The 19535-nt window shown below is 62.7% G+C and carries 21 protein-coding genes; 11 read left to right on the forward strand and 10 right to left on the reverse strand.

Annotation, left to right across the window (positions count from 1 at the left end; translation table 11 throughout):
- Nucleotides 1-162: 162 nt before the first annotated feature.
- The 3 genes from O6Y00_RS06355 to O6Y00_RS06365 form a co-directional block, all read right to left on the reverse strand.
- Entirely contained in the window at nucleotides 163-795 is a 633-nt protein-coding gene (locus O6Y00_RS06355) for a hypothetical protein (protein WP_353441755.1), read from the reverse strand.
- A gap of 23 nt (nucleotides 796-818) precedes the next feature.
- Nucleotides 819-1130 carry a hypothetical protein gene (locus O6Y00_RS06360; protein WP_353441756.1) on the reverse strand — a complete coding sequence of 104 codons (312 nt, stop codon included), beginning with the start codon at nucleotides 1128-1130 and terminating at the stop codon, nucleotides 819-821.
- Nucleotides 1131-1216: 86 nt separating this feature from the next.
- Complete coding sequence (locus O6Y00_RS06365) at nucleotides 1217-1486, reverse strand: GlsB/YeaQ/YmgE family stress response membrane protein (protein WP_093400148.1); 270 nt, start codon at nucleotides 1484-1486, stop codon at nucleotides 1217-1219.
- Nucleotides 1487-1658: 172 nt separating this feature from the next.
- Here O6Y00_RS06365 and O6Y00_RS06370 point away from each other — a divergent pair, with 172 nt between their 5' ends.
- Nucleotides 1659-3134: a PAS domain S-box protein gene (locus tag O6Y00_RS06370; protein WP_353441757.1), complete on the forward strand. Its 1476-nt coding sequence runs from the start codon at nucleotides 1659-1661 to the stop codon at nucleotides 3132-3134.
- Nucleotides 3135-3223: 89 nt separating this feature from the next.
- Here O6Y00_RS06370 and O6Y00_RS06375 read toward each other — a convergent pair whose 3' ends face one another.
- From O6Y00_RS06375 to O6Y00_RS06385, 3 genes are all read right to left on the reverse strand, one after another.
- Complete coding sequence (locus tag O6Y00_RS06375; RefSeq protein ID WP_353441758.1) at nucleotides 3224-3385, reverse strand: hypothetical protein; 162 nt, start codon at nucleotides 3383-3385, stop codon at nucleotides 3224-3226.
- Between the two features lie 134 nt (nucleotides 3386-3519).
- A complete protein-coding gene (locus tag O6Y00_RS06380) occupies nucleotides 3520-4101 on the reverse strand; it encodes a globin domain-containing protein (protein WP_353441759.1) in 582 nt (193 codons plus the stop codon).
- The gene (locus tag O6Y00_RS06385) at nucleotides 4043-5842 is read right to left on the reverse strand and encodes a sensor domain-containing diguanylate cyclase (RefSeq protein ID WP_353441760.1); all 1800 of its coding nucleotides are present in this window, start codon (nucleotides 5840-5842) and stop codon (nucleotides 4043-4045) included. The genes O6Y00_RS06380 and O6Y00_RS06385 overlap by 59 nt, the downstream gene beginning before the upstream one ends.
- 486 nt (nucleotides 5843-6328) lie before the next feature.
- Here O6Y00_RS06385 and O6Y00_RS06390 point away from each other — a divergent pair, with 486 nt between their 5' ends.
- The 3 genes from O6Y00_RS06390 to O6Y00_RS06400 are packed head-to-tail and all read left to right on the forward strand — an operon-like array spanning nucleotide 6329 to nucleotide 8781.
- Nucleotides 6329-6748 carry a TadE/TadG family type IV pilus assembly protein gene (locus O6Y00_RS06390; RefSeq protein ID WP_353441761.1) on the forward strand — a complete coding sequence of 140 codons (420 nt, stop codon included), beginning with the start codon at nucleotides 6329-6331 and terminating at the stop codon, nucleotides 6746-6748.
- A gap of 27 nt (nucleotides 6749-6775) precedes the next feature.
- Nucleotides 6776-8419 carry a pilus assembly protein TadG-related protein gene (locus O6Y00_RS06395; protein WP_353441763.1) on the forward strand — a complete coding sequence of 548 codons (1644 nt, stop codon included), beginning with the start codon at nucleotides 6776-6778 and terminating at the stop codon, nucleotides 8417-8419.
- Between the two features lie 23 nt (nucleotides 8420-8442).
- Nucleotides 8443-8781, forward strand: a complete 339-nt coding sequence (locus tag O6Y00_RS06400; RefSeq protein ID WP_353441764.1) for a PilZ domain-containing protein — start codon at nucleotides 8443-8445, stop codon at nucleotides 8779-8781.
- Between the two features lie 157 nt (nucleotides 8782-8938).
- On the opposite strand, the gene O6Y00_RS06405 is transcribed toward O6Y00_RS06400, so the two are convergent.
- Entirely contained in the window at nucleotides 8939-10810 is a 1872-nt protein-coding gene (locus tag O6Y00_RS06405; RefSeq protein WP_353441765.1) for a DUF4214 domain-containing protein, read from the reverse strand.
- An 832-nt stretch (nucleotides 10811-11642) separates the two neighbouring features.
- On the opposite strand from O6Y00_RS06405, the gene rpsU reads away from it, so the two are divergent.
- Nucleotides 11643-11843 (forward strand): 30S ribosomal protein S21, encoded by a 201-nt coding sequence (gene rpsU / locus O6Y00_RS06410; protein WP_192092499.1) that lies wholly within the window; start codon nucleotides 11643-11645, stop codon nucleotides 11841-11843.
- Nucleotides 11844-11877: 34 nt separating this feature from the next.
- Nucleotides 11878-12081, forward strand: coding sequence for a DUF5818 domain-containing protein (locus O6Y00_RS06415; protein WP_353441766.1), 204 nt, complete (start codon nucleotides 11878-11880; stop codon nucleotides 12079-12081).
- A gap of 82 nt (nucleotides 12082-12163) precedes the next feature.
- Here O6Y00_RS06415 and O6Y00_RS06420 read toward each other — a convergent pair whose 3' ends face one another.
- A complete protein-coding gene (locus O6Y00_RS06420) occupies nucleotides 12164-12439 on the reverse strand; it encodes a hypothetical protein (RefSeq protein WP_353441767.1) in 276 nt (91 codons plus the stop codon).
- A gap of 234 nt (nucleotides 12440-12673) precedes the next feature.
- On the opposite strand from O6Y00_RS06420, the gene O6Y00_RS06425 reads away from it, so the two are divergent.
- The 3 genes from O6Y00_RS06425 (at nucleotide 12674) to O6Y00_RS06435 (ending at nucleotide 15412) form a co-directional block, all read left to right on the forward strand.
- Nucleotides 12674-13513 (forward strand): hydroxypyruvate isomerase family protein, encoded by an 840-nt coding sequence (locus tag O6Y00_RS06425; protein WP_353441768.1) that lies wholly within the window; start codon nucleotides 12674-12676, stop codon nucleotides 13511-13513.
- A gap of 249 nt (nucleotides 13514-13762) precedes the next feature.
- Nucleotides 13763-14983 (forward strand): multidrug effflux MFS transporter, encoded by a 1221-nt coding sequence (locus O6Y00_RS06430; protein WP_353441851.1) that lies wholly within the window; start codon nucleotides 13763-13765, stop codon nucleotides 14981-14983.
- 39 nt (nucleotides 14984-15022) lie between these two features.
- Nucleotides 15023-15412: a barstar family protein gene (locus tag O6Y00_RS06435; RefSeq protein WP_353441770.1), complete on the forward strand. Its 390-nt coding sequence runs from the start codon at nucleotides 15023-15025 to the stop codon at nucleotides 15410-15412.
- A 195-nt stretch (nucleotides 15413-15607) separates the two neighbouring features.
- Here O6Y00_RS06435 and O6Y00_RS06440 read toward each other — a convergent pair whose 3' ends face one another.
- Nucleotides 15608-16090 (reverse strand): AtaL-like protein, encoded by a 483-nt coding sequence (locus O6Y00_RS06440; RefSeq protein WP_353441771.1) that lies wholly within the window; start codon nucleotides 16088-16090, stop codon nucleotides 15608-15610.
- A gap of 39 nt (nucleotides 16091-16129) precedes the next feature.
- Complete coding sequence (locus O6Y00_RS06445; protein ID WP_353441772.1) at nucleotides 16130-16993, reverse strand: SDR family oxidoreductase; 864 nt, start codon at nucleotides 16991-16993, stop codon at nucleotides 16130-16132.
- 105 nt (nucleotides 16994-17098) lie between these two features.
- Here O6Y00_RS06445 and O6Y00_RS06450 point away from each other — a divergent pair, with 105 nt between their 5' ends.
- Together O6Y00_RS06450 and O6Y00_RS06455 are read left to right on the forward strand one after the other, a co-directional pair.
- Complete coding sequence (locus O6Y00_RS06450) at nucleotides 17099-17989, forward strand: LysR family transcriptional regulator (RefSeq protein WP_353441773.1); 891 nt, start codon at nucleotides 17099-17101, stop codon at nucleotides 17987-17989.
- 596 nt (nucleotides 17990-18585) lie between these two features.
- On the forward strand, nucleotides 18586-18771 hold the full coding sequence (locus O6Y00_RS06455; RefSeq protein ID WP_353441774.1) for a hypothetical protein: 186 nt from the start codon (nucleotides 18586-18588) through the stop codon (nucleotides 18769-18771).
- Nucleotides 18772-19535: the final 764 nt, after the last annotated feature.

The raw sequence follows: 19535 nt of genomic DNA on the forward strand, positions 1-19535 counted from the left end.
GACCGTTCGGTCCGAACGAGAGGGGCTCTAGAGCGCGCATGTTGCGGTTTGGCGGCCTGGGCGTGGCGCGACCGTTACGGCCGGATTTCAGAAATGTTGCGATCGACGTCGCCGCGGTCGCCTTTCGGCAGCGGCCTGTCGCACGACAGGCCGCTGCGCCCCTCAATAGGCGGTCGTCGTCGGTGACCGGTAACGATCGCGCTCGGCGACGACTTCGCTCGGCGTGTACGCAGGCGCGGTGTCGTCGAATGTGCTCCACCCGTCCTGACGATAGGCGGCGCCACGCGTCGTCGCATCGACCGAACGATGGCGATCCAGCGACGCTTCGGCGTCCGCCACGAGATCGTCCTCGACGCGGGCGCTCAACAGCGTTCCGCCGCGACGTACGCCTTCCGAATAGACATGCGCCTCGTCGTCGGTGTGGCCGGCGTCCTTGAGCGCGCCGACGATCGTTCCGGTCGCTGCGCCGCCCGCGGCACCGATCCCCGCACCGACCACGGTCGATGCGAGCCACCCAGCCGCGACGATCGGCCCCAGACCGGGAATTGCGAGCAGGCCGAGTCCGGCGAGCAGGCCACCGACACCGCCGACGGCTGCACCTGTCGAGACGCCGCGGCTGACGTCGCCGTGATCGTCGACGTCGCCCAGCGTCGTATCGGCCGCGCCATGCGCGCCGTCGGCGTTGCTGGCGACGATGCTGATATGGCTGTTCGGGATGCCAAGGCGTTCGAGATCGTGCAGCGCGTTGGTCGCATCGGCGTAATCGTCGAACAGCCGGGTAATGGTCTTCGTCATCGTTTCTCTCCTAAAAATCGGGTTCAACGCGCGGTCACGTCGCCCTTGTAGTCCAGCCCGACATGGACCTTCTTGCCGGCGCGGACCGCCATGCCCCGCCACACGCCGTTCTCGTCCTTGGTCAGGCGCGATACGTTGCGATAGCCGGCCTTGGTCAACCGACCGCGTGCCTGACTTTCCGAGAAGGAGTTCGCGCCCTTGGCGGGGGCGGCAACGTGCGCGGCATCGTTGGTCTTGATGGCCGGATTGTGCGCGCCGGCGTGCGTAGCGGTCTGGGCGACGGCGCCGGATGCGATCAGCAACGCGGTGCTCGCAACGAGGGATCGAAGGATCATGATACTCTCCTGGTCTAGCTTTTATACTGAGACGCCGAGACGCCTGTCGGGGGATCGGACGCGGTGCGCACGATCCCCCTGCCCGCTCAGCGAACGGTACCGCGACGAAACATGTTGACGATCGCGAGCAGGATCACCGCGCCGACCAGCGAGATCAGGATCGACTGGATGTTGAGCGCGCCGTCCATGATCGATGCGCCGCCGATCAGCGGCGTGATCAGGAAGCCGGCCAGCAACGCGCCGACGATCCCGACGACGACGTTGAGGAACACCCCCTGTTGCGCGTCGGTGCGCATGATCATGCTGGCGACCCAGCCGATGAGTCCGCCGACGACGAGAAGAATGATGAGGTTCATGATAAGGCTCCCGACCGATATTGGTCCTGGTGCATCAACTATCGTGGTCCCCGTTCCGTTCAGTCGCGGCGGCGGGGTCCACGTTTGCACCAGGTGCTGACATACCGGGGGCGTTGGTGCTTTTGTCGCAGCGCAGGGGGAACCAGCCATGCCCATCCTGCGCTGACACGGTATGAAAAAATCACCCGGCAAACGGCTGCATGCGCCGACGCTGCATCATCTGGAGCAGCTCATGACGGGGTTGCTGGAAGGCGTGATCCTCATGGACCCGACCGGGGTGATCCTGAGCGCGAACCCGGCGGCGCTCAGGATGCACGGCATCAGCGCGGTCAAGGATCTGGGCGAGACCGCCGACGATTACGTGACGCGGTTCGGGCTTCGCTACCGCGATCGTCGCAAACTGCCGCGGCGCGAATATCCGTTGATGCGGTTGCTCGCCGGCGAGAGCTTTCCCGACCTCATCGTCGAGGTGGCGCCGACCGGGACCGAGAAACCGCGCTGGGTCCACCAAGTGCGCGACATCGTCATGGACGAGGATGGCGGCGAGCCCGATTGCCTGGGCCTCGTCATCAACGACGTGTCCGAGCGGTTCGACGCCGAGGACCGGTTCGAGGCGATGTTCCACGCGAACCCTGCGCCCGCCCTGATCCTGCGCATCGCCGACCAGAAATATGTCCTCGTCAACCAGGGCTTTCTCGACCTGTCTCGATATGACCGGGAGCAGATCATCGGCAGGACGCTGTTCGACCTGGACTTCCTCGCCGACGTGGATCGCAAGCCGTTCGTCAAGGACTGCGTCGCCGCCGGGAAGACCGTCCCTCAGCTCGAAGCCGAACTGCCGCTGGCGAATGGCGAGACGACCCTCGTCGTCCTGGCAGGCCAACCGATCGAGGTGGCCAACGAGGATTGCCTGTTGTTCACCTTCGCCAATCTGGAGCCACGACGCAGAGCCGAGCAGGCGTTGCGCGCCAGCGAACGCCATTTCGTCTCGGTGTTCGAGATGGCCCCCGTCGCGATGGTCGTCACACGGGGCGACGACAACCGCATCGTCCAGGTGAACCAGGCGTTCAAGCGCCTGACCGGCTACACCGACAAGGCCGTGGAGGGCAAAGTCGCCGACGATCTTCAGCTCTGGAACGACGCAGCGCAGCGGCAGGGACTCGAAACCGAGATCCGCGACGCCGGCGGGGTTCGCGACCACGACGTGCGCCTGCTCCACAAGAACGGCGATACGCTCGACTGCCTCGTCTCGGCCGAGCGGATCAGCGTCGAGGGGACGCCGTGCGTGCTGTGGCTATACCAGGACGTCTCGGCTCGACGCCGCGGCGAACGCGACCTCGTCGAGGCCATCGAAGCGGTGATGAAGGACGCCAACTGGCTGAGCCGTTCGATCATGGACAAGCTGGCGACGTTGCGCAGCCCCCGGCTCGCCGGCGCCGGCAACGCGCCCTCCGCCGACCTCAGCAAGCGCGAGCGCGAGGTTCTCGAACTGATCTGCCAGGACATGGACGACACGCAGATCGCGGCGCAGCTTGGCCTGTCGCGCAATACCGTGCGTAACCATGTCGCGCGGCTCTACGGCAAGATCGGGGTCAACCGCCGCAGCGCGGCCGTCGTCTGGGCACGAGAACGCGGCGTGGGTGCCTGACGCGGTCCTGCCAATTCCGACACCGATCGACCGCTGAACACGCAAGCTCCGCTGGCATCATGGAGGCAGCCAAACCACCGCCGCCGTGCTTACTCGGAGAGCCGCCCAGCGCATCCGGCAGACGGCAGCTGTTCGGCAATCTCCAACAACCTGACCGCCACGATCATCATGTCGAGGCGATCAGCTTCCTCGATCCCGCGCTGCACGAGATCGCGAAGCTTGGCGGCGCTGTCTTGCGGCTCATCGAACATCGGCAGAGACTGACACAGGAAATCTGCGGCGACCGCATCCTAGGATATGCAATCGTTAATTACATATGTTCGCCACGCGCGAGTGGATCGGCTGCCGTGAGACGCCTTCACGTTCGGCTCGAGGCCATGCAGGGCTACGATCCATCCTGCGGGCGAGCACCGTCGACGGGGTAGGCTTCGGCTATCATCACGCCTGCGGTTTCCGCGTAGACCACCTCCCATGCCTGGCGGGCGTCAACCGTGAAGCGGCGCCCTAGCATCTCCGCAAAGGTCTCGATCAAGACCGTGCCGACGGCCTGATACTGATAGGCTTGGACGCCGTATTTGACATGCTGCTTTGCCAGAGCCGACAATTTTGGACGCAATCGCGCAATTTCGTGGATGTTTTCGACGAGAACATCGATCGTCTTTTCGAACACTGCGATCTGATGCGTCATGTCATCGGGAAACAGCGCCCGCGCGAAGGGATGGTTCAGAAGGAGCCGATGGTAGAAAAGTTCCGAATATCGATCGGGTGAACCTCCGATCACTGTATAGGTTTCCCGTACGAGACGGACCTGGGCCGCCGTTAGAGACACTTCGCCCTCCACTCGCGGATGAACGCCGCAGCGTCGCCGATCATCTTGGCTGACGCGGGCATATGCTGAAACCTGGACATCACGAGGCCAGGCGCAATCGGTTACGACCGGCGCTTTTTGCTGCGTAAAGCGCGACATCTGCGCGTTTCAAAATGCCATGGCCGGCGTCCTCGCCATGGGTCGTCGCAATTCCGAGGCTGACAGTGACCTTGGGTTGTCCGTCCTGCCAGGACGCCTCGATCCTCGCCCGGACACGTTCGGCAATCTGCAGCGCCGTGTCTGCGTTTGTCCTAGGCAGGATGATCACGAACTCTTCGCCGCCATAACGACCGATCAAGTCGGTGTTTCGCAGCCCCTCGGTTGCCGTTGCTGCGACACGCCGCAGAACCTCGTCGCCGACGTCATGCCCGTAGCGATCGTTGACGGTCTTGAAATGATCGATGTCGAAAAGGACGATCGACATCGCCACCTCCCCGGCATCGACGTCCGCCAGCATCGCATCCAGATATTCGACGATCCGTCGCCGGTTCGCGAGGCCGGTCAACGCGTCGGTGGAGGCCAGCAGCATCGCGGCCTGCGCACTCCGGTCGGCGGCGTCACGGGCATCCCGCAGCACCTGCCGCGCCTCGATCTGCTCGGTGATGTCCCGGATCAGACCGAACAGTCCGATCGCATCGTCCTGCGACGAGTAATCGCGCTCGCCTTGTATCTCGACATGACGAACGGTGCCATCGGGACGGACGATCCGTGCTTCGAACGCGAATGGCTGCCCATCGGCGAGTGCGGCGGCAACGGCCTTCGACACGCGCTCGCGGTCGTCCGGATGATAATGGCCGGTAGCATCGTCGAGCGCCGGTGATGCGTCCTCGGGCAAGCCATGCATGCGGAACACCTCCGGCGACCACAAGACGGCCTGATCGACCGCGTTGATGCGCCAATGGCCGATATGTGCGGCAGCTTCGGCCTGATCGAGGAGACGTATCCGCTCCGAGAGATTGACGCGCAAGCGATCGCGCGCAGCGAGGAGGGTCGCCATCGGCAGCGCGGATACGAACAGCGACAACAGATAGAATTGGAAGAACAGGAGGCGCGATTCGTGCGACGTGCGGATCAGGAAGATCGGACCCGTGCCCCACCACAGCGCCAGCGATCCGAAGATCACCACAACGATCATGCTGATGATTCCGCCGAGCATGCCGCCGCGAAGAACCGCGATGACGATGACCATCATCGGCACGAACAGCATCGGATATTGGGTCTGGCAGAACGTCGAACCGGTCGCCAGGATCGTCAGCAGGACGATGCCGATCAAGTCGAGCGTCTGTCGCCCGGACACCGCCTGCCGCGTCGACGCCGAAATTTCGAAGATCGCCAACAACAGTGGCGTCACGAGCAGCAAGCCGAGCCACACCGTGCTAAACCAGGATAGAATGAATCCGCCACCCGACTGCGGCGCGATACAGGCCGCCACGCCGGCGCTCACGAACGCAGCGACAAACGACGCGCCGAAGAACGCGGACAGGCCCGACGGATCGATGAACGAAACCCGCCTTCCCGATCGCCGCCGCAGCACAAGCGTGGCGACCATCGCCTCGAGCCCATTGGCTGCGGAGAATCCGGCGGACACTCGCAAGCCGGATCCGGCGACCATATTGGCGGCGAGGCTCGCGACGATCGCCGCCACCGCAAACCGCCATACCGCCCGGCGGGGGACGCTGAGCAAAGTCGCGAGAAGAATCCCACTCGGCGGCCAGATCGCGGCGATCCCATGCGCGCTCCGCGTCGCGAGCAGCGCCAGCGTCGCTACGGCGAAATACACAAGGCCGAGAACTGCCGGGCCGAACGGCGACTCTCCCAATCGTGCAAATATCCGGCGCATTTGGGTCGACTAGCCGAAAATCATTAACGGCGCAGCGATCATCGTCCGACCATTATTGTCCAGCCATTACAAAGCCAAAACCGGACGCGTGTCGCGAACTCCGGCTCGATCGGCGCCAGTAGGTTGTCGGAGTCGTCCGTCAGGCACTGCAAGTACGCCATCTCCACTCACGCGGTCTGCATTCCGCCGGGCCACAGTTCGGGCAAGATTTCCGCGATCGGGCAAGACGCCTGACGCGGCGCCTTTCACGATGACTCCCGTCCCAATGACAGGACAGCTTCGGCGAATCACCCATCCGACTAGTTGGCCCGACGACAGGGAGGGAACAAGCAGAAAGAATTAAACCGAATTGGTTTTAACTACACTCTATATTGTTCAGATAATTGAGGCGCTTATCAGTTCGGTTTAACAATTGTTTTATCTATTTAAACAAACTTATGATGCATGAGTGCAAGGCCATCATCCTCTTCGCGACTGCGAAATCGAGTGCAGCTTCGCTCGCTGTTCGAGTGTTTGCGCGATCGCCGGGGTGTTGCACTGATCGAGATGGCCATCACGCTGCCGCTTCTCCTGACGCTGCTGTTCGGGATACTGGCGTACGGCGAATGGTTTTTCGTGTCGCACACCGTGCAACAGGCGGCGAACGATGCGGCCCGCGCCACGCTTTCCGGGCTTTCCAAGGACGAGCGTCGTGCGACCGCGTTGAAGACGGTGAATACGAGTTTCCAGCGGGGCAGTACGCTCGACGCCTCCAAAGTCGTCGTTCTCGTCGAGGATGACGGCCAGACGATCGTCGTTCGCTTGTCCTACGACGCCGCCGCCGATCCGCTGCTTTCAACCGGACTGGTGCCACTACCGAGCAAGACCATCAGCCGAAGTGCGGCCGTGTTGCTGGGCGGGATCTGAGGCGTGGCGCGGCACGGAATCCGGCCGATGACGCAAATTGCCGGCGATCGGCGCGGCTACGTCACGATCCTGATGGCGGGCGCGATGACCATGCTGATCGGTGCGGCGGCGCTCGGTGTCGACCTGGGATCCGTATACGTCGCCAAGCGGCAACTGCAGGGCGTCGCCGATGCCGCGGCCTTGAGCGCGACCAACACCATCGCGGACCCCTTGCCCGGCGCACGCGCTGCGGTGACGGCAGGCGGGACCGCCGATACGACGATCACCAGCCTTGTACGTGGTCGATATGCCCGCGATCCGAGCCTCGACGCCAGCGTGCGCTTCGTCGCCGATTCCTCGTCCGACGCGGTCGGTGCCAACGCAGCGAAGGTCACGCTGGCTCAGGACGTACCGCTGTTTTTCGGGCGCCTGATCGTTGGCCGCCCGACGGCGCGCGTCACGGCAACCGCGACGGCGGCGCGGACCGACATGGCGGCATTCTCCCTCGGCACGCGTCTTGCCGGCGTTTCGGGCGGACTCCCGGGTGCGCTGTTGTCGGGGCTTGCCGGCACCACGCTGAACGTGTCGGTGATGGACTATAACGCCCTTCTGTCGGCGAACGTCGATGCGCTCGCGTTCGCCAGCGCGTTGCGGACCCAGCTCAACCTCGACGCCGCGACCTTTGGCGAGACGCTTGCAACCACGGTGACCTTGCCCAAGGCCGTCGAGGCGCTCGCGGCGGCGACGACAAACCCGACCGCCGCTGCGGCGCTGCGGTCGATCGCGCTCAAGCTTCCGCCGACGACCGTCCAGCTGTCGAAATTGATCGATCTGGGACCATTGTCGGGGCAACGCGAAGTCGACCCCGCGAACGTCTTCACGTTCGACGGGTATTCGGGCCTCCGCGAAATACTGCAACTCGCCAACGGACAGCGCACCGTCGCGCTCGGCACCGGGCTGGTCGTGCCCGGCCTGCTCTCGGCGCAAGTGATGATGGCCAGCGGCCAGCGCACGACGACCTCTCCCTGGCTTGGCGTCGCCAAGGACAATGCGGTCGTCGTGCGGACGGCGCAGACCCGCCTGTACATCGACGCGCAGGTTGCCGGCCCGGCGACGCTGGGGTTGGTCTCTCTAAGGCTGCCGATCCTCGTCGAGCTTGCGTCGGCACAGGCATCGCTGAGCCAGATCGCCTGTGCGAAGGGCGTGTCGTCGGCAACGGTCGGGCTCGACGTCACGCCCAGCGTCGGTAACGTCATGGTCGCCGATATCGCAACCAACCGGCTCAACGATTTCACCGTGCCGATCACCGCACAGCGCGCGACGCTCGCCCATCTCGCGTTGGTCGACGTTACCGGCTACGCCGATGTGAAGCTCGGCGGGGTGATGGCGCAGCGCGTCGATTTCACGGCGGACGATATTGCGCAAAGGCGCCTCCGTTCGGTGTCGACCAACGATTTGACCCAAGGGCTCGCCTCGTCGCTGGTGCGCGGGCTCGATCTTCGGATCAACCTTCTGGGACTCGGGCTCAACCTGTCCGCGATCTCCGCTGCGGTCGGCAGCGCGCTCTCGGTCGCGGCCCCGGCGCTCGATACATTCATCAACGAGCTGACCGGTTTGCTGGGCGTCCGTGTCGGCGAGGCCGACGTGCAGATCAACGGCGTACGGTGCGGCAAACCCGTGCTGGTCGGCTAGGCTCTATCAACGACGGATCGAACATGCGCCAGTTACCCAAGTTATCCACGGACGATCGCACGCTGAATCGATACGTAACGGAGATCCCTGTCGCGCTCCGCGAAGGGAGTTCGTGTTACTATAAAGTCTCGACCGTCGACATATCCTGCTGCGGCTGTCGCCTGCACCTCGGCTACACGGCGACGGCAGGTCAGGTCGTGACGCTGTACTTCGCCGGGTTCGCCCCCGTTCGCGCCACGATCATATGGTCCGCCGATCGACAGGCCGGGGTGAAGTTCGTCAATGCATTCCACTTGTCGGTCCTGCGCCACCTGATCGCGGCGTCGACGCCCATCGTTCGCAGCAGCTACCCGTCGACTTAACGAACCGCCCAACCCGAGGGTAACGTGCGCCGAAGATACGTCCCCACGGCTTGAACCCGGGGGCCTGGTAAACCGCGGCGCCCGTAATCCGCCCGTGTGATCCGTGTTCGATCACCGGGACGGATTACGGATCCGCCGGGATATCCGCCTGCAGGTATCAGCCGATGACCGCGATACCACCGATGATCTGCGGCGCGAGAAGCGTCGCGTGCTCGGCCGACTGCGAGAAGGACAGCAGGAGTTGATCGTGCGTCATGCCCGTATCCAGCTGGTTGACCCAGAAGGCGCGGCCATCGGCATCGGCAGGCCGGTCGAGGGTATTCTGATACATATAGTCGACCAGCGCTGCGTTCGACTTGCCGCTGATCGCCGACTGGAATTCGCCTGAACGGGCAAACTCCTGTGCGACCTGAGCAAGACTTCGGCTGCCGCTGTTCAGCTCGTTGGTCCAGAATGCCAGACCCGATACGTCGGGGAGGCGACCCACGGCGCTGTCATAGAACAGGGCAACGGCTTGGGCGTTGTCATCGCTTTGGATATAGCCGGGCGCGACGGCGGCCAGGGTCTGATCCCTGTGCTCTGCCGATTCCGAAAAACCGACAAGCAGGGACCCGCGTGACATGCCCTGGTCCAGCTGTCCGACCCAGTAGTCGTGTCCAGCGGTGTCCGCCTCGCGGCCCAGAGCGGTCTGGTATACGTAATCCACCAAGCCTGCGTTGCTCAATCCGCCGGTTGCTTGCTTGAACTCCGGGCTATCGGCGATCGAGGTTGCAAGTTGGGTCAGGCTGAGGCCGTTCTCCAATCGATCGACGGAAGAATCGAGACCGATCGGATCAGGTGCACGATCGAGAATCGTGTCGTATAACCGGTAAACCTGCGCGCCGAAGCTGTCGTAAGATTGCACATACGTGCCGTCGATGAAGCGGACTTCCTCGACGTCAAAATACCAGTCGACCCCTTCGGCCGAGTCGATAATGGCCAAGGCATAGCTGGTATCGAAGGCGGCTAGCCGCGAAGCATCGTTGATCACCGCCACATCCCAGCCGTCGCTGCCGGAAATGGTATCGTCGCCGGCTCCAGCGCTCACCCAGTCGTTGCCACCGTCTCCGTCGATCCAATCGTTGCCGACACCACCGTACAGGATATCGTTGCCACCTCTGCCTTCGATCACATCATCGCCGTTACCGCCGACGATCACGTCCGCTCCCATTGATCCGCGAATATCGTCATCGGTGGCCGAACCGTTGATGGTACGACCCACGATGGCGCCGTCGGACGTGTAACCGTCGAAATTGTAACCGGTCAGCTGAGCAGCATTCACGCCTTCCAGGATCGTGATCGTCTGGAAACCAAAGCTGGTCCCAGCTGCGCCATCTCGATCGATATCGATGCGCACTGCGCCGCCATCGGAAACGAGGCGCAAGAAACCGCCAGTGAAAGGATTGCTGCTCGGGTCCCAGCCAGTAAAGTTGTCCTTGAAGAAGAACTCTCCCATGAACCTGTCGCCGCCGTCGCCAGCCGCAAAATCGGTGACCGTCACGGCCGCCGCGATTTTACTCCCGGATTCGAGAAAGATCTGGTCGGATCCCGATCCCAGTGTAACGCGCGCATTGCCACCGGAAACTTCGTAGAACGAAACCGAGTCATCGCCTTCGCCGAGATCGATAACGGTCGTCCCCGCGTTGACATTGGACAAGAGCACGCCGTCATTGCCTGCACCTCCATACGCGGCAATCGTTTCGGCAACGGTGGCGTTCTCGCGGATGATGTAGAGAATATCATTCCCCTCCCCGCCCCGCAGCACATCGTTTCCGCCGTCTTGCGACGCGAGAAGGTCGTCGCCATTTCCGCCTTGAAGCTGGTCGTCGCCGAAGCCATCGGAAAGCTGGTCGCTTCCATCGCCCCCGTCGATGATATCGTTGCCGTCACCACCATCGATTTGGTCATTGCCGGCCAAACCATTTATAACGTCTGCAAAGGCTGTTCCCGTGAGAACGTCGTCCTGGTTCGTTCCGACGATGTTTGCCAACGTACTTCCCCTTTTGTAGATATCGGCCCTGTAACGCGTAAGGTCGAAGTTCGTTTCCAAGGCGGAACACATGGTCGCCAGCAAAAGGCTGCGCGCGCCTGAATATCCCGCAGCATCGTTGGAAAAACGTGTTGCGCAGTCGGCGACGAACAGTGTCTTGCCAGGTGTTGTCCCGCATCTACCGCGAGCATCTGCGTCTATGGTTAACGCGGTAACTTGAAGGGAGCTGATCAACTCGGTATTCTGCTCGGTCCGATAGCCGGGCTAAAAGCAGGCGAAGAGACGATGACAGATGTCGCGATCGGGATCGCAGAAACGGTATGTAACTGCGCTCGCCACATCCGCCGCAAGCCCAGCGAGTTCGTCCCGCGCCCGCGATCGAGCTGGGCTATTATCTTGCTAGATCATCGGCTTGGTATGAACGCGCGCCGGCTCCACGCGTCCGGCCAGACCCATGTGCGGACGTTCATCGGCGCTCGGCGTATCTTCCGGCAATCGAGGCAGTACGAGGCTGCGATCTTTTGCCAATCGAATCGAGGGCCTGCAAAACTGGCGATCCGCTGCGAGTGGGCGGCTGGACGAACGGGCGACTCGCCCGTATTTTCCAGAAGTCCGTGCTTTCGACGACGCGTTCGTTCGATAAACCCGTATGGACCACCCGACCGAGGTGCCGACGTTCGCGCCGATCTTCCCGATTTTCGCGTTCGGACGGTCATTCAGGCCGGCGCCGCGACATCGTGTGCTGCTAACACGCTGCTTTCTCTTGGCAGCCGCCCCGACCGCCGGTAACGACGGCTGCCGATATCACCGACATAGCTAAGGCCAGGCACACATGCTGATTACCGTACGTGACAACAATGTCGATCAGGCTTTGCGCGCCTTGAAAAAGAAGCTGCAGCGCGAGGGTGTGTATCGCGAGATGAAGCTGCGTCGCCATTATGAAAAGCCGTCGGAAAAGCGCGCGCGCGAGCATGCCGCGGCGGTCAGCCGCGCCCGCAAAGCCGATCGCAAGCGCCAGGAACGTGATCGCTGATCCAGTTTGCATCGTAGCATCGGGATCGGAGCGCGTGACGAAAATTGGCGCCCGAATTGACGAGACCGGCATTCTGGTACGCGATGGTGGCGCCTTTTACCTGCGCCGCGACGCGGGCGGACGCTATCAGCTCGAACTGCAGCGGACGCCCGTCGATTTGGTCGAGAAGCGCGTAAGGATAGCCGGCACGCTCGTCGGCACCGAATTGGTCAGCGCCGACGGCGTCGCGCCGGCATAAGCGCGCGCTTGGTCGAGAAATCAGCGCACCTGGTCCACCTGTCGTCCGCAACTGCGGTGACAGGCTGGCCGGGATGATCGGCCTACAATCCGGCTTGATCGATCATCGATGCGATCTCGGCGGGTAACGCAGACGCCGACTTCGGCAGTAAACGGTTGAGCGCGGTCTGCACGCGCTTGACCGCTACCTGGTATGCCTTGTGACGGATCGCGCGCGTCGCGTTCGTTCGCCATGACGGGCTCCGACCGAGCAGAGCCTCCCACTTCGCCTCCTCGGCCACGAGGATCGACAACGCCAGACGAAGTCCGTCTCGCCGCCCGCGTGCGTATTCGTCGGACATCGCCAGCATCTCCATCATTTGTTCGACGTTGGCCTCGCCGCTGATCCTTTGGCAAGCCAGAGCTGCGCCAAGTGACCTGCCTGGGGCAAATTTCGCCAATCATCCGGGCCCTGGTCGCATGCCCATCGTCATCGATGGAAGCGGCGTACGCTCGCCCTTCGCATCCGCGTGATGGTGAGGATCCAGCGGCGGCTGGCGACCTCAGGCCGCAATACACCTTGCCGCCTTTGTCTTCTGGATTACTGTGTGGGCATGATCACACGACGCACCGCCATCGCTTCTTCTCTCGCCATGTGCGCGACCTCGGGGATGGCGGCCGCGCCCGCGCGTCGTGGCCGCCTGAAGCAGTCGGTCAGCCGGTGGTGCTACGAGAAGATCCCACTCGACCTGTTGTGCGCCGCCGCAGCGCGCATCGGGCTGGAAGGCATCGATCTTCTCCAGCCAGCGGATTACGAGGTGCCGCGCCGGCACGGATTGCGCTGCACGATGGGCTACGCCGCCGACATCATGACGATCCCCAATGGTTTGAACCGGCGTGAAAACCACGCGGCGATCGAACAGGCGTTTCGTGTCGGTATCCCGCAGGCTGCCAAGGCCGGCGTGCCCAATGTCATCGCCTTCTCGGGAAATCGCCGCGGCATGTCCGATGCGGAGGGCGCCGACAACGCCATCGCCGGCCTGAACCGCGTCAAGAAGATCGCCGAGGACTATGACGTCACGATCTGCGTCGAGCTGCTGAACAGCAAGGTCAACCACCCCGACTATATGGCCGATCACACCGCCTGGGGGGTGAATGTCGCCAAGGAAGTCGCCTCGCCGCGGGTCAAGCTGCTGTACGACATCTACCATATGCAGATCATGGAAGGCGATCTGATCGATACGATCCGCAAGAACATCCAGTGGATCGGCCATTTCCATACCGGCGGGGTTCCCGGACGCCATAACCTCGACGACACGCAGGAGGTGAACTGGCACGCGGTAGCGCGCAGCGTTGCCGATCTCGGCTTCCAGGGCTTCTTCGCGCACGAATTCGTGCCGGTTGGCGATCCATTGACGGCACTCGCGCAGGCGGTCCGGACCTGCACCGTGTGACTGGTTTGCGGACACGCAGTCTGTCCTTGGCGCCACCCGACTTCGGACGCTCGATCGGGAAGCTTGCGGTCACTGCCAGCCAGAGCCTTGTCCCGAGATCGATCGGACGTTGCGCTGCACGCCGAACGGCTACGCCCGCCCCATGATTCGCTGCTTGTCAGCCGCCGTTTTTGCGTGCCGGCAGGCATGGTCACTCGCAGATTGCTGACCTAGATGACGGCGATGATCGATAAGCAGCCTTCTACCTCCATGCGCGCCGGCGAATTCGTCGCGTTCGTCGCCGCGCTGATGGCGGTCAACGCTTTGGGCGTGGACCTGATGCTGCCTGCGCTCGCCGACATCGGCCATCAGCTTGCCATCACGACGGCCAACCATCGTCAGTGGATCATCACGGTCTACATGCTGGGCTTCGGCGCCGGGCAGCTCGTCTACGGCCCGCTTGCGGACCGCTATGGCCGCAGGCCCATCCTGCTCATCACCCTGGCCGGCTTCGTGGCGGCCAGCATCTTCGCCGCGGGTTCGCAGACGTTCCCCGCCCTTCTCGGCGCGCGCGTGCTCCAAGGCCTCATGTCGGCATCGACGCGGGTACTCGCGGTCGCGATCGTGCGGGACCGCTATTCGGGCCGGCAGATGGCGCGCACGCTTTCCGTCGCCCAGATGATCTTCTTCCTGGTGCCGATCATGGCGCCCAGCCTCGGCCAGGTCCTGCTGGCTTTTGGACCCTGGCGCTTCATCTTCTATGCGCTGGCGACCTTTGCGGCCGTCGTGCTCGCCTGGTCCACGCTCCGCCTGCGCGAATCCCTGCCGGTGGACCGTCGTTCTCCCTTGTCGCGGGCGTCACTCGGCCGCGCCTACCGATTGACGCTGACGAACCGCTTCTCCGCCGGCTACGCCGTGGCGGCGTCGATGACGTTTGGCGGCATCATCGCCTTCGTCTCCTCCGCCCAGCAGATATTCGTCGATGAATTCCATGCCGGCGAACGCTTCACGATCCTGTTCGCCGTCTGCGCCTTCTCGATGGGCTGTGCATCCTTTGCCAACAGCCGCCTCGTCGAGCGACTTGGCACCCGCCTCATCTCCCAGTCCGCATTGCTCGCGCTGATCGCCTTGTCGCTGCTCCACCTCGTCGTGATCGGCATCGGACGGGAATCGCTGGAGACGTACATGCTGTTCCAAGCCCTCAGCATGACCTGCATAGGACTGTGCGGGTCGAACTTCGGTGCGATGGCGATGGAGCCGGTAGGACACATCGCGGGTACCGCGTCCTCGATACAGGGCTTCATCACCAGCGTCGGGGCGGTGATCGTCGGCTCGATCATCGGGCAGGCCTATGACGGCACGACCTATCCGCTCGCCATCGGATATTTGGCGATCGGCGTCGCAGTTCTGGGCGTCGTCTATTTCACGGAGGGACGAAGGCTGTTCCAGGCGCGACATGCGAATACTACGCCCGAGCCGGGCCATGCCTGACCCGGTTGCGGTTGCTCAGCGGGGCCAGTGAGTGATCCGATGAAGACGTTGACCATCATCGGCAGGAATATCCGCGATATCCCGACCTTCTATGCCGAGATAAACCGGGTCTTCATGGCGGACGAAGCGTGGCAATTGGCCAACAACCTCGATGCGCTGAACGACCTACTCTATGGCGGCTACGGCGCGATCAAGGGGCGGGAACCGGTCCGTATCGTCTGGCAAGACAGTGCGGCAAGCCGGCCTGCGCTCGGTATCGAGGCGACCCGGGCGTTCCTCACTGACAAGTTGCAGCGACCAGACGTTTTCAACGTGGTTGCGATCGATCGCCAGCTCGACGCGCTCGACCACGGTACCGGACAAACCTATTTCGAGATCGTCCTCGAAATCATCGGCGACCATCGAAACATCGAGCTTGTGATGGCTTGATGAAACACGTGAGTTGGAAGGCTGACGGCGTGACGCGCCGCAGGACTATGGTTCGCCCGAGCCTGTCCCGAGCCTGTCCCGACCCCGTCGACGCGGCGACATGACGCGGCGCGGTCTTTCCCTGAAGCGATGGAGAACTAAAAATTTGGCCGAGTCGCATGGTGACGGCTCGGCCAATAGGGTTTGCAGACACATCTATCCTCGATCGAGCGTGCCATTGGCGAGCATCTCGCGGGTGCGCTTCAGTGTGGACAGCAGCGCAGCCTTATAGCCGGTGTCGCTGTCGAACTGCGCCTGCTCGGCCTGCTCCTCGGGGCCGTCGGATACCTTGCCGCGGAGCCCGAGATAGCAGTAGAATTTGAGCTGCAGTTCACCCGTCCCGTCTTCGAACAGCTCGTTGACGATTGCCCCTTCGCGTGGGCCCGTCGCCTGGAAGAAGGTCACCTTACGGAGCGGTTCGAGCGTGATGATCTCACGCAGATCGGCACCGGCGATCGTGGCTTCACGGACGAAATGCGTCGGGCTCTCCTCCGTAACGTCGCAGCGGGTGCACAGGCCGGGTGGCAGAAACAGCCGTGCGTCGCGCGCCTTCAGTTCGAGGCCCTTCCAGACCTGCTCGCGGGTCAGCCTTGTTTCACCTGCCGGATTCACCGGGATGGTTGCGGTCGAATAGATCATGTCGATGGTCCTTATGAGCGTGAAGAAGAATGGGGGCGGTCAGCCAGTGATTTGCGCGACGTAATCGCGGTAGGAGCGCAGCGGACGGCCAAGCAGGGTGGTCAGCCGATCGACGTCGCCGGCGTCCGGGAGCATGCCGTCGCTCAGGAAGCGCTCCGCCATCAGGCGCATGTCGAACGCCGTCCAGCTCGGCATGAACTGGCGCAGGTTCTGCTCGAACCCGGCGGTGTCATCGCCCGGGTAGGTGATTTCGCGGCCGAGGACCTCGCTCCATATCGCCGCGGCGCTTGCGCCGGTCAGGATGTCCGGGCCCACGATGTCGATGCGGTCGAGCGGCAGCGGCGCGGACGCTTGCTCGCGGCGGATCAGTTCGATCGCTGCGATCTCGCCGACATCGCGGGCATCGATCATCGCAAGGCCCTTGTCGCCGATCGGCATCGGGTAAATGCCGTAGCCGCTGACCACGTCCTTGATCGTGATTTCATTGTCCATGTAGTAGGCCGGACGCAGGATGGTCGCGTTCATGCCCATCCGCTCGATCATGCGCTCGACGCCGAACTTGCCCGCGAAGTGCGGCACGTTCACATAGACGTCGCTGTGGATCACCGAGAGGTAGACGATCCGCTCGATCCCCGCTTCGCGGGCAACGTTGAGCGCGATCAGCGCTTGGGTATATTCGTCGGCGACGACCCCGTTGAGCAGGAACAGCGTCGAAATGCCCGACATGGCGCTGCGCAGCGAGTCCACGTCGAGCAGATCACCCCGGGCGACTTCCACGGACGCCGGAAGGTCGGCCCTAGACGGATCGCGCACCAGCGCGCGCACGTCGGCGCCACGGTTGATGAGCTGTTCGACGACGTTGCGGCCGACATTGCCGGTCGCGCCGGTTACGAGAATGGTCATGATGGTCACTCCTGGGGTTAGCCCGTTTGGCTGTCCTCAATTTAGCGATCCACATTCGCGGCAATAGACGGCATATAAAGACACACTGTCTCACAGGTGGAACGCATGGATCTTCTCGCTCTTGCCGATTTCAATCTGGTTGCCCGCCATGGCGGGTTCGGAAAAGCGTCTCGTGCCACGGGACGCCCCAAGGCGACGCTGTCCCGACGTGTCGCGGAACTGGAGGCCAGTCTCGACCTGCGCCTGTTCGAGCGCGGCGCGCGTGCGCTGAAACTGACCGAGGAGGGACGGGCACTCTACGAGCGGACGGCGCAGCTGCTTACCGAACTCGACGAAACGGCCACCGCGATCGCGTCGGGGGGGCACAATCCGAGGGGAAGGCTGCGGATCAGCGCACCATTGCTCTTTTCGCAGACGGCGATGGGCAAGCTCGCAGCCGGATTTGCGCTAAGATATCCGGAAGTGCGCCTTGAGGTGACCACCGAAGACCGGGCAGTCGATATGATCGAGGAAGCCTATGACCTGGTGATCCGCGTGAATCCGGAACCCGATGCAAGCCTGGTCGGCCGCGTCTTTCTCCATGATGGGCTGGTCGTCGTGGCACGCCCGGACCTGACAATGGCAGAAGGCGCAGCCGTCCCGGCGGTCGTGCGTGGATCCATCAGGCAGACCGGGTCCTGGGAGATGACGACGTCGGCAGGACGGACGCACATCGCGGTTAATCCTGTCCTCAGCCTGTCGTCTCACGTCATGGTGCGCGATGCCGTTCGGATGGGCGTTGGCGTCGCGCGCCTGCCGCTATCGCTCGTCAGCCACGATCTGGCCGCTGGCACGCTGGTGCGCTGGGGCGACGTCGAAGGGCCGCAGACATCGCTATGGGCCCTCTATCCGACGCGGCGACTGCTGAGCGCGCGTGTGTCGGCCTTTCTCGAATACCTGCGCGAGGCCTTTCCCAAAGGTACTCCAGACGAGCTTGCCGCCTATGTCGGGCGATAGGGATTACCCGCGATCGTCGGGCGATGCCGAACTACGTCCCGATCCCGCCGAAAAGTCCTGGTCGCTCGCCGCGTAACGCTGAATGACGATCTACCTCGCAGCTTCCACGACAACGCAGCGCAACCAGACGCGAGCTTGCGCCGGATCCTCGACACCGTTTCCACCATCGACATCCCGATCTCGACAGCTGACATCCCCTATGCGGACTGCCAAGGCCATCGGGATGAGAAGCCTTTTCGACGCCGACCACGCCGCTCCCGGGGTCCTTTTCCACGCCGATCTACGGCTCGTGATTCCCGCGAAAGGGTTCGCAATATGGAACGGGGTTAAATCCATCATGACTGCCGTCTGGCAGGCACCAACTGTTTCAGGGCTGCCCGCTGCGCTGTTCCTCAATGATCCGAGGGTCGCCAATCCGATGACGGCGGCCGCTCCGACAACGACACAATACACGAGAAGCATCCCACGCTCTGCCGGTAGACGCGTTGGCGCCCAGCCAGCCTGCGTTATCGGAGCACCGACGAGAACCAGGGGTAGCAGGGCAATCGCCCAACCAACCGATTGATGCTCCAGCAATTGCGTCCGGTGCTTGGCTGATGACCCAGCGCAACGCGGACGGCTTCGTCGGACAACCGGCCAACGCCGCGGGGATCGACCATATCTTCTCGCGATCGGACGATGTCGACACGGCACCCGAGTGGCTCCAGGCAAACCACGCCAGCGGCATCGACCGGGAGGCGTGGGAGGATGCTGAAGACAAATGGATGACAACCACCGGCTGAATTAGTCGAAAGCGAAAAGCAGGCATCACCTTCCAGCCTTCCCACGACACTCCAACTGTACTTGATTGCGCGGGTCTCAGCGGACGTCGGCAAAACAGGTTCGTAGCAAAGCATCGAGACGTCGCGGCATGCCGGTGTCATCAGATCCAAGGGCTTTCGCATGCCATCGAACTGCATGAGGCACGGGACGATGCTACCCGCAATTTCGACCTGCTGCAGCCAGTTAGAGGCCCTCCCGCGTTTTCACGGCGGCGTCACCCACCCGTCATAATGCGTTGCATACAGACCGGGTATGCGGCTGATTAATCTCGATTGGGGAAACCCTGATACCATCGCGATGGTCGTTTTCTTTTTTGTCTTGCTCACAACCATAATCGGCATGGAATGGGTCTCTCCCAAGAAGAAGAAGCATCGCATATCAAGGCGGAACGTCACAGAACGCCAAGGTGAGATTATTGACTAGCCTATCCGTCGTTACGCCTTGGGTGGTCGACGTTCGGCGCCATAATGTGATTGACGTATTCCCCGGCGCCAAAGATGATGGCTGATGAATTTACTACACCTTGATTGGGGTTCCCCTCAAACGATCATCCTCGTGACAATTTTCGTGGTAGTCCTAGCCGCGACGATTTGGCTGGACACGGTTTCCCCACGCCGTCGGCGCGATCGAAAAACAGACGGGCAAGAATGAAAGGTTATTTTTGTCCAATGCCAGTCCGCGCGCTGGCTTCGTGACACACTTCGATCAAACGAGGGTTTACGGA

It is taken from the genome of Sphingomonas faeni (assembly GCF_040407565.1).
GTDB lineage: Bacteria > Pseudomonadota > Alphaproteobacteria > Sphingomonadales > Sphingomonadaceae > Sphingomonas > Sphingomonas faeni_F.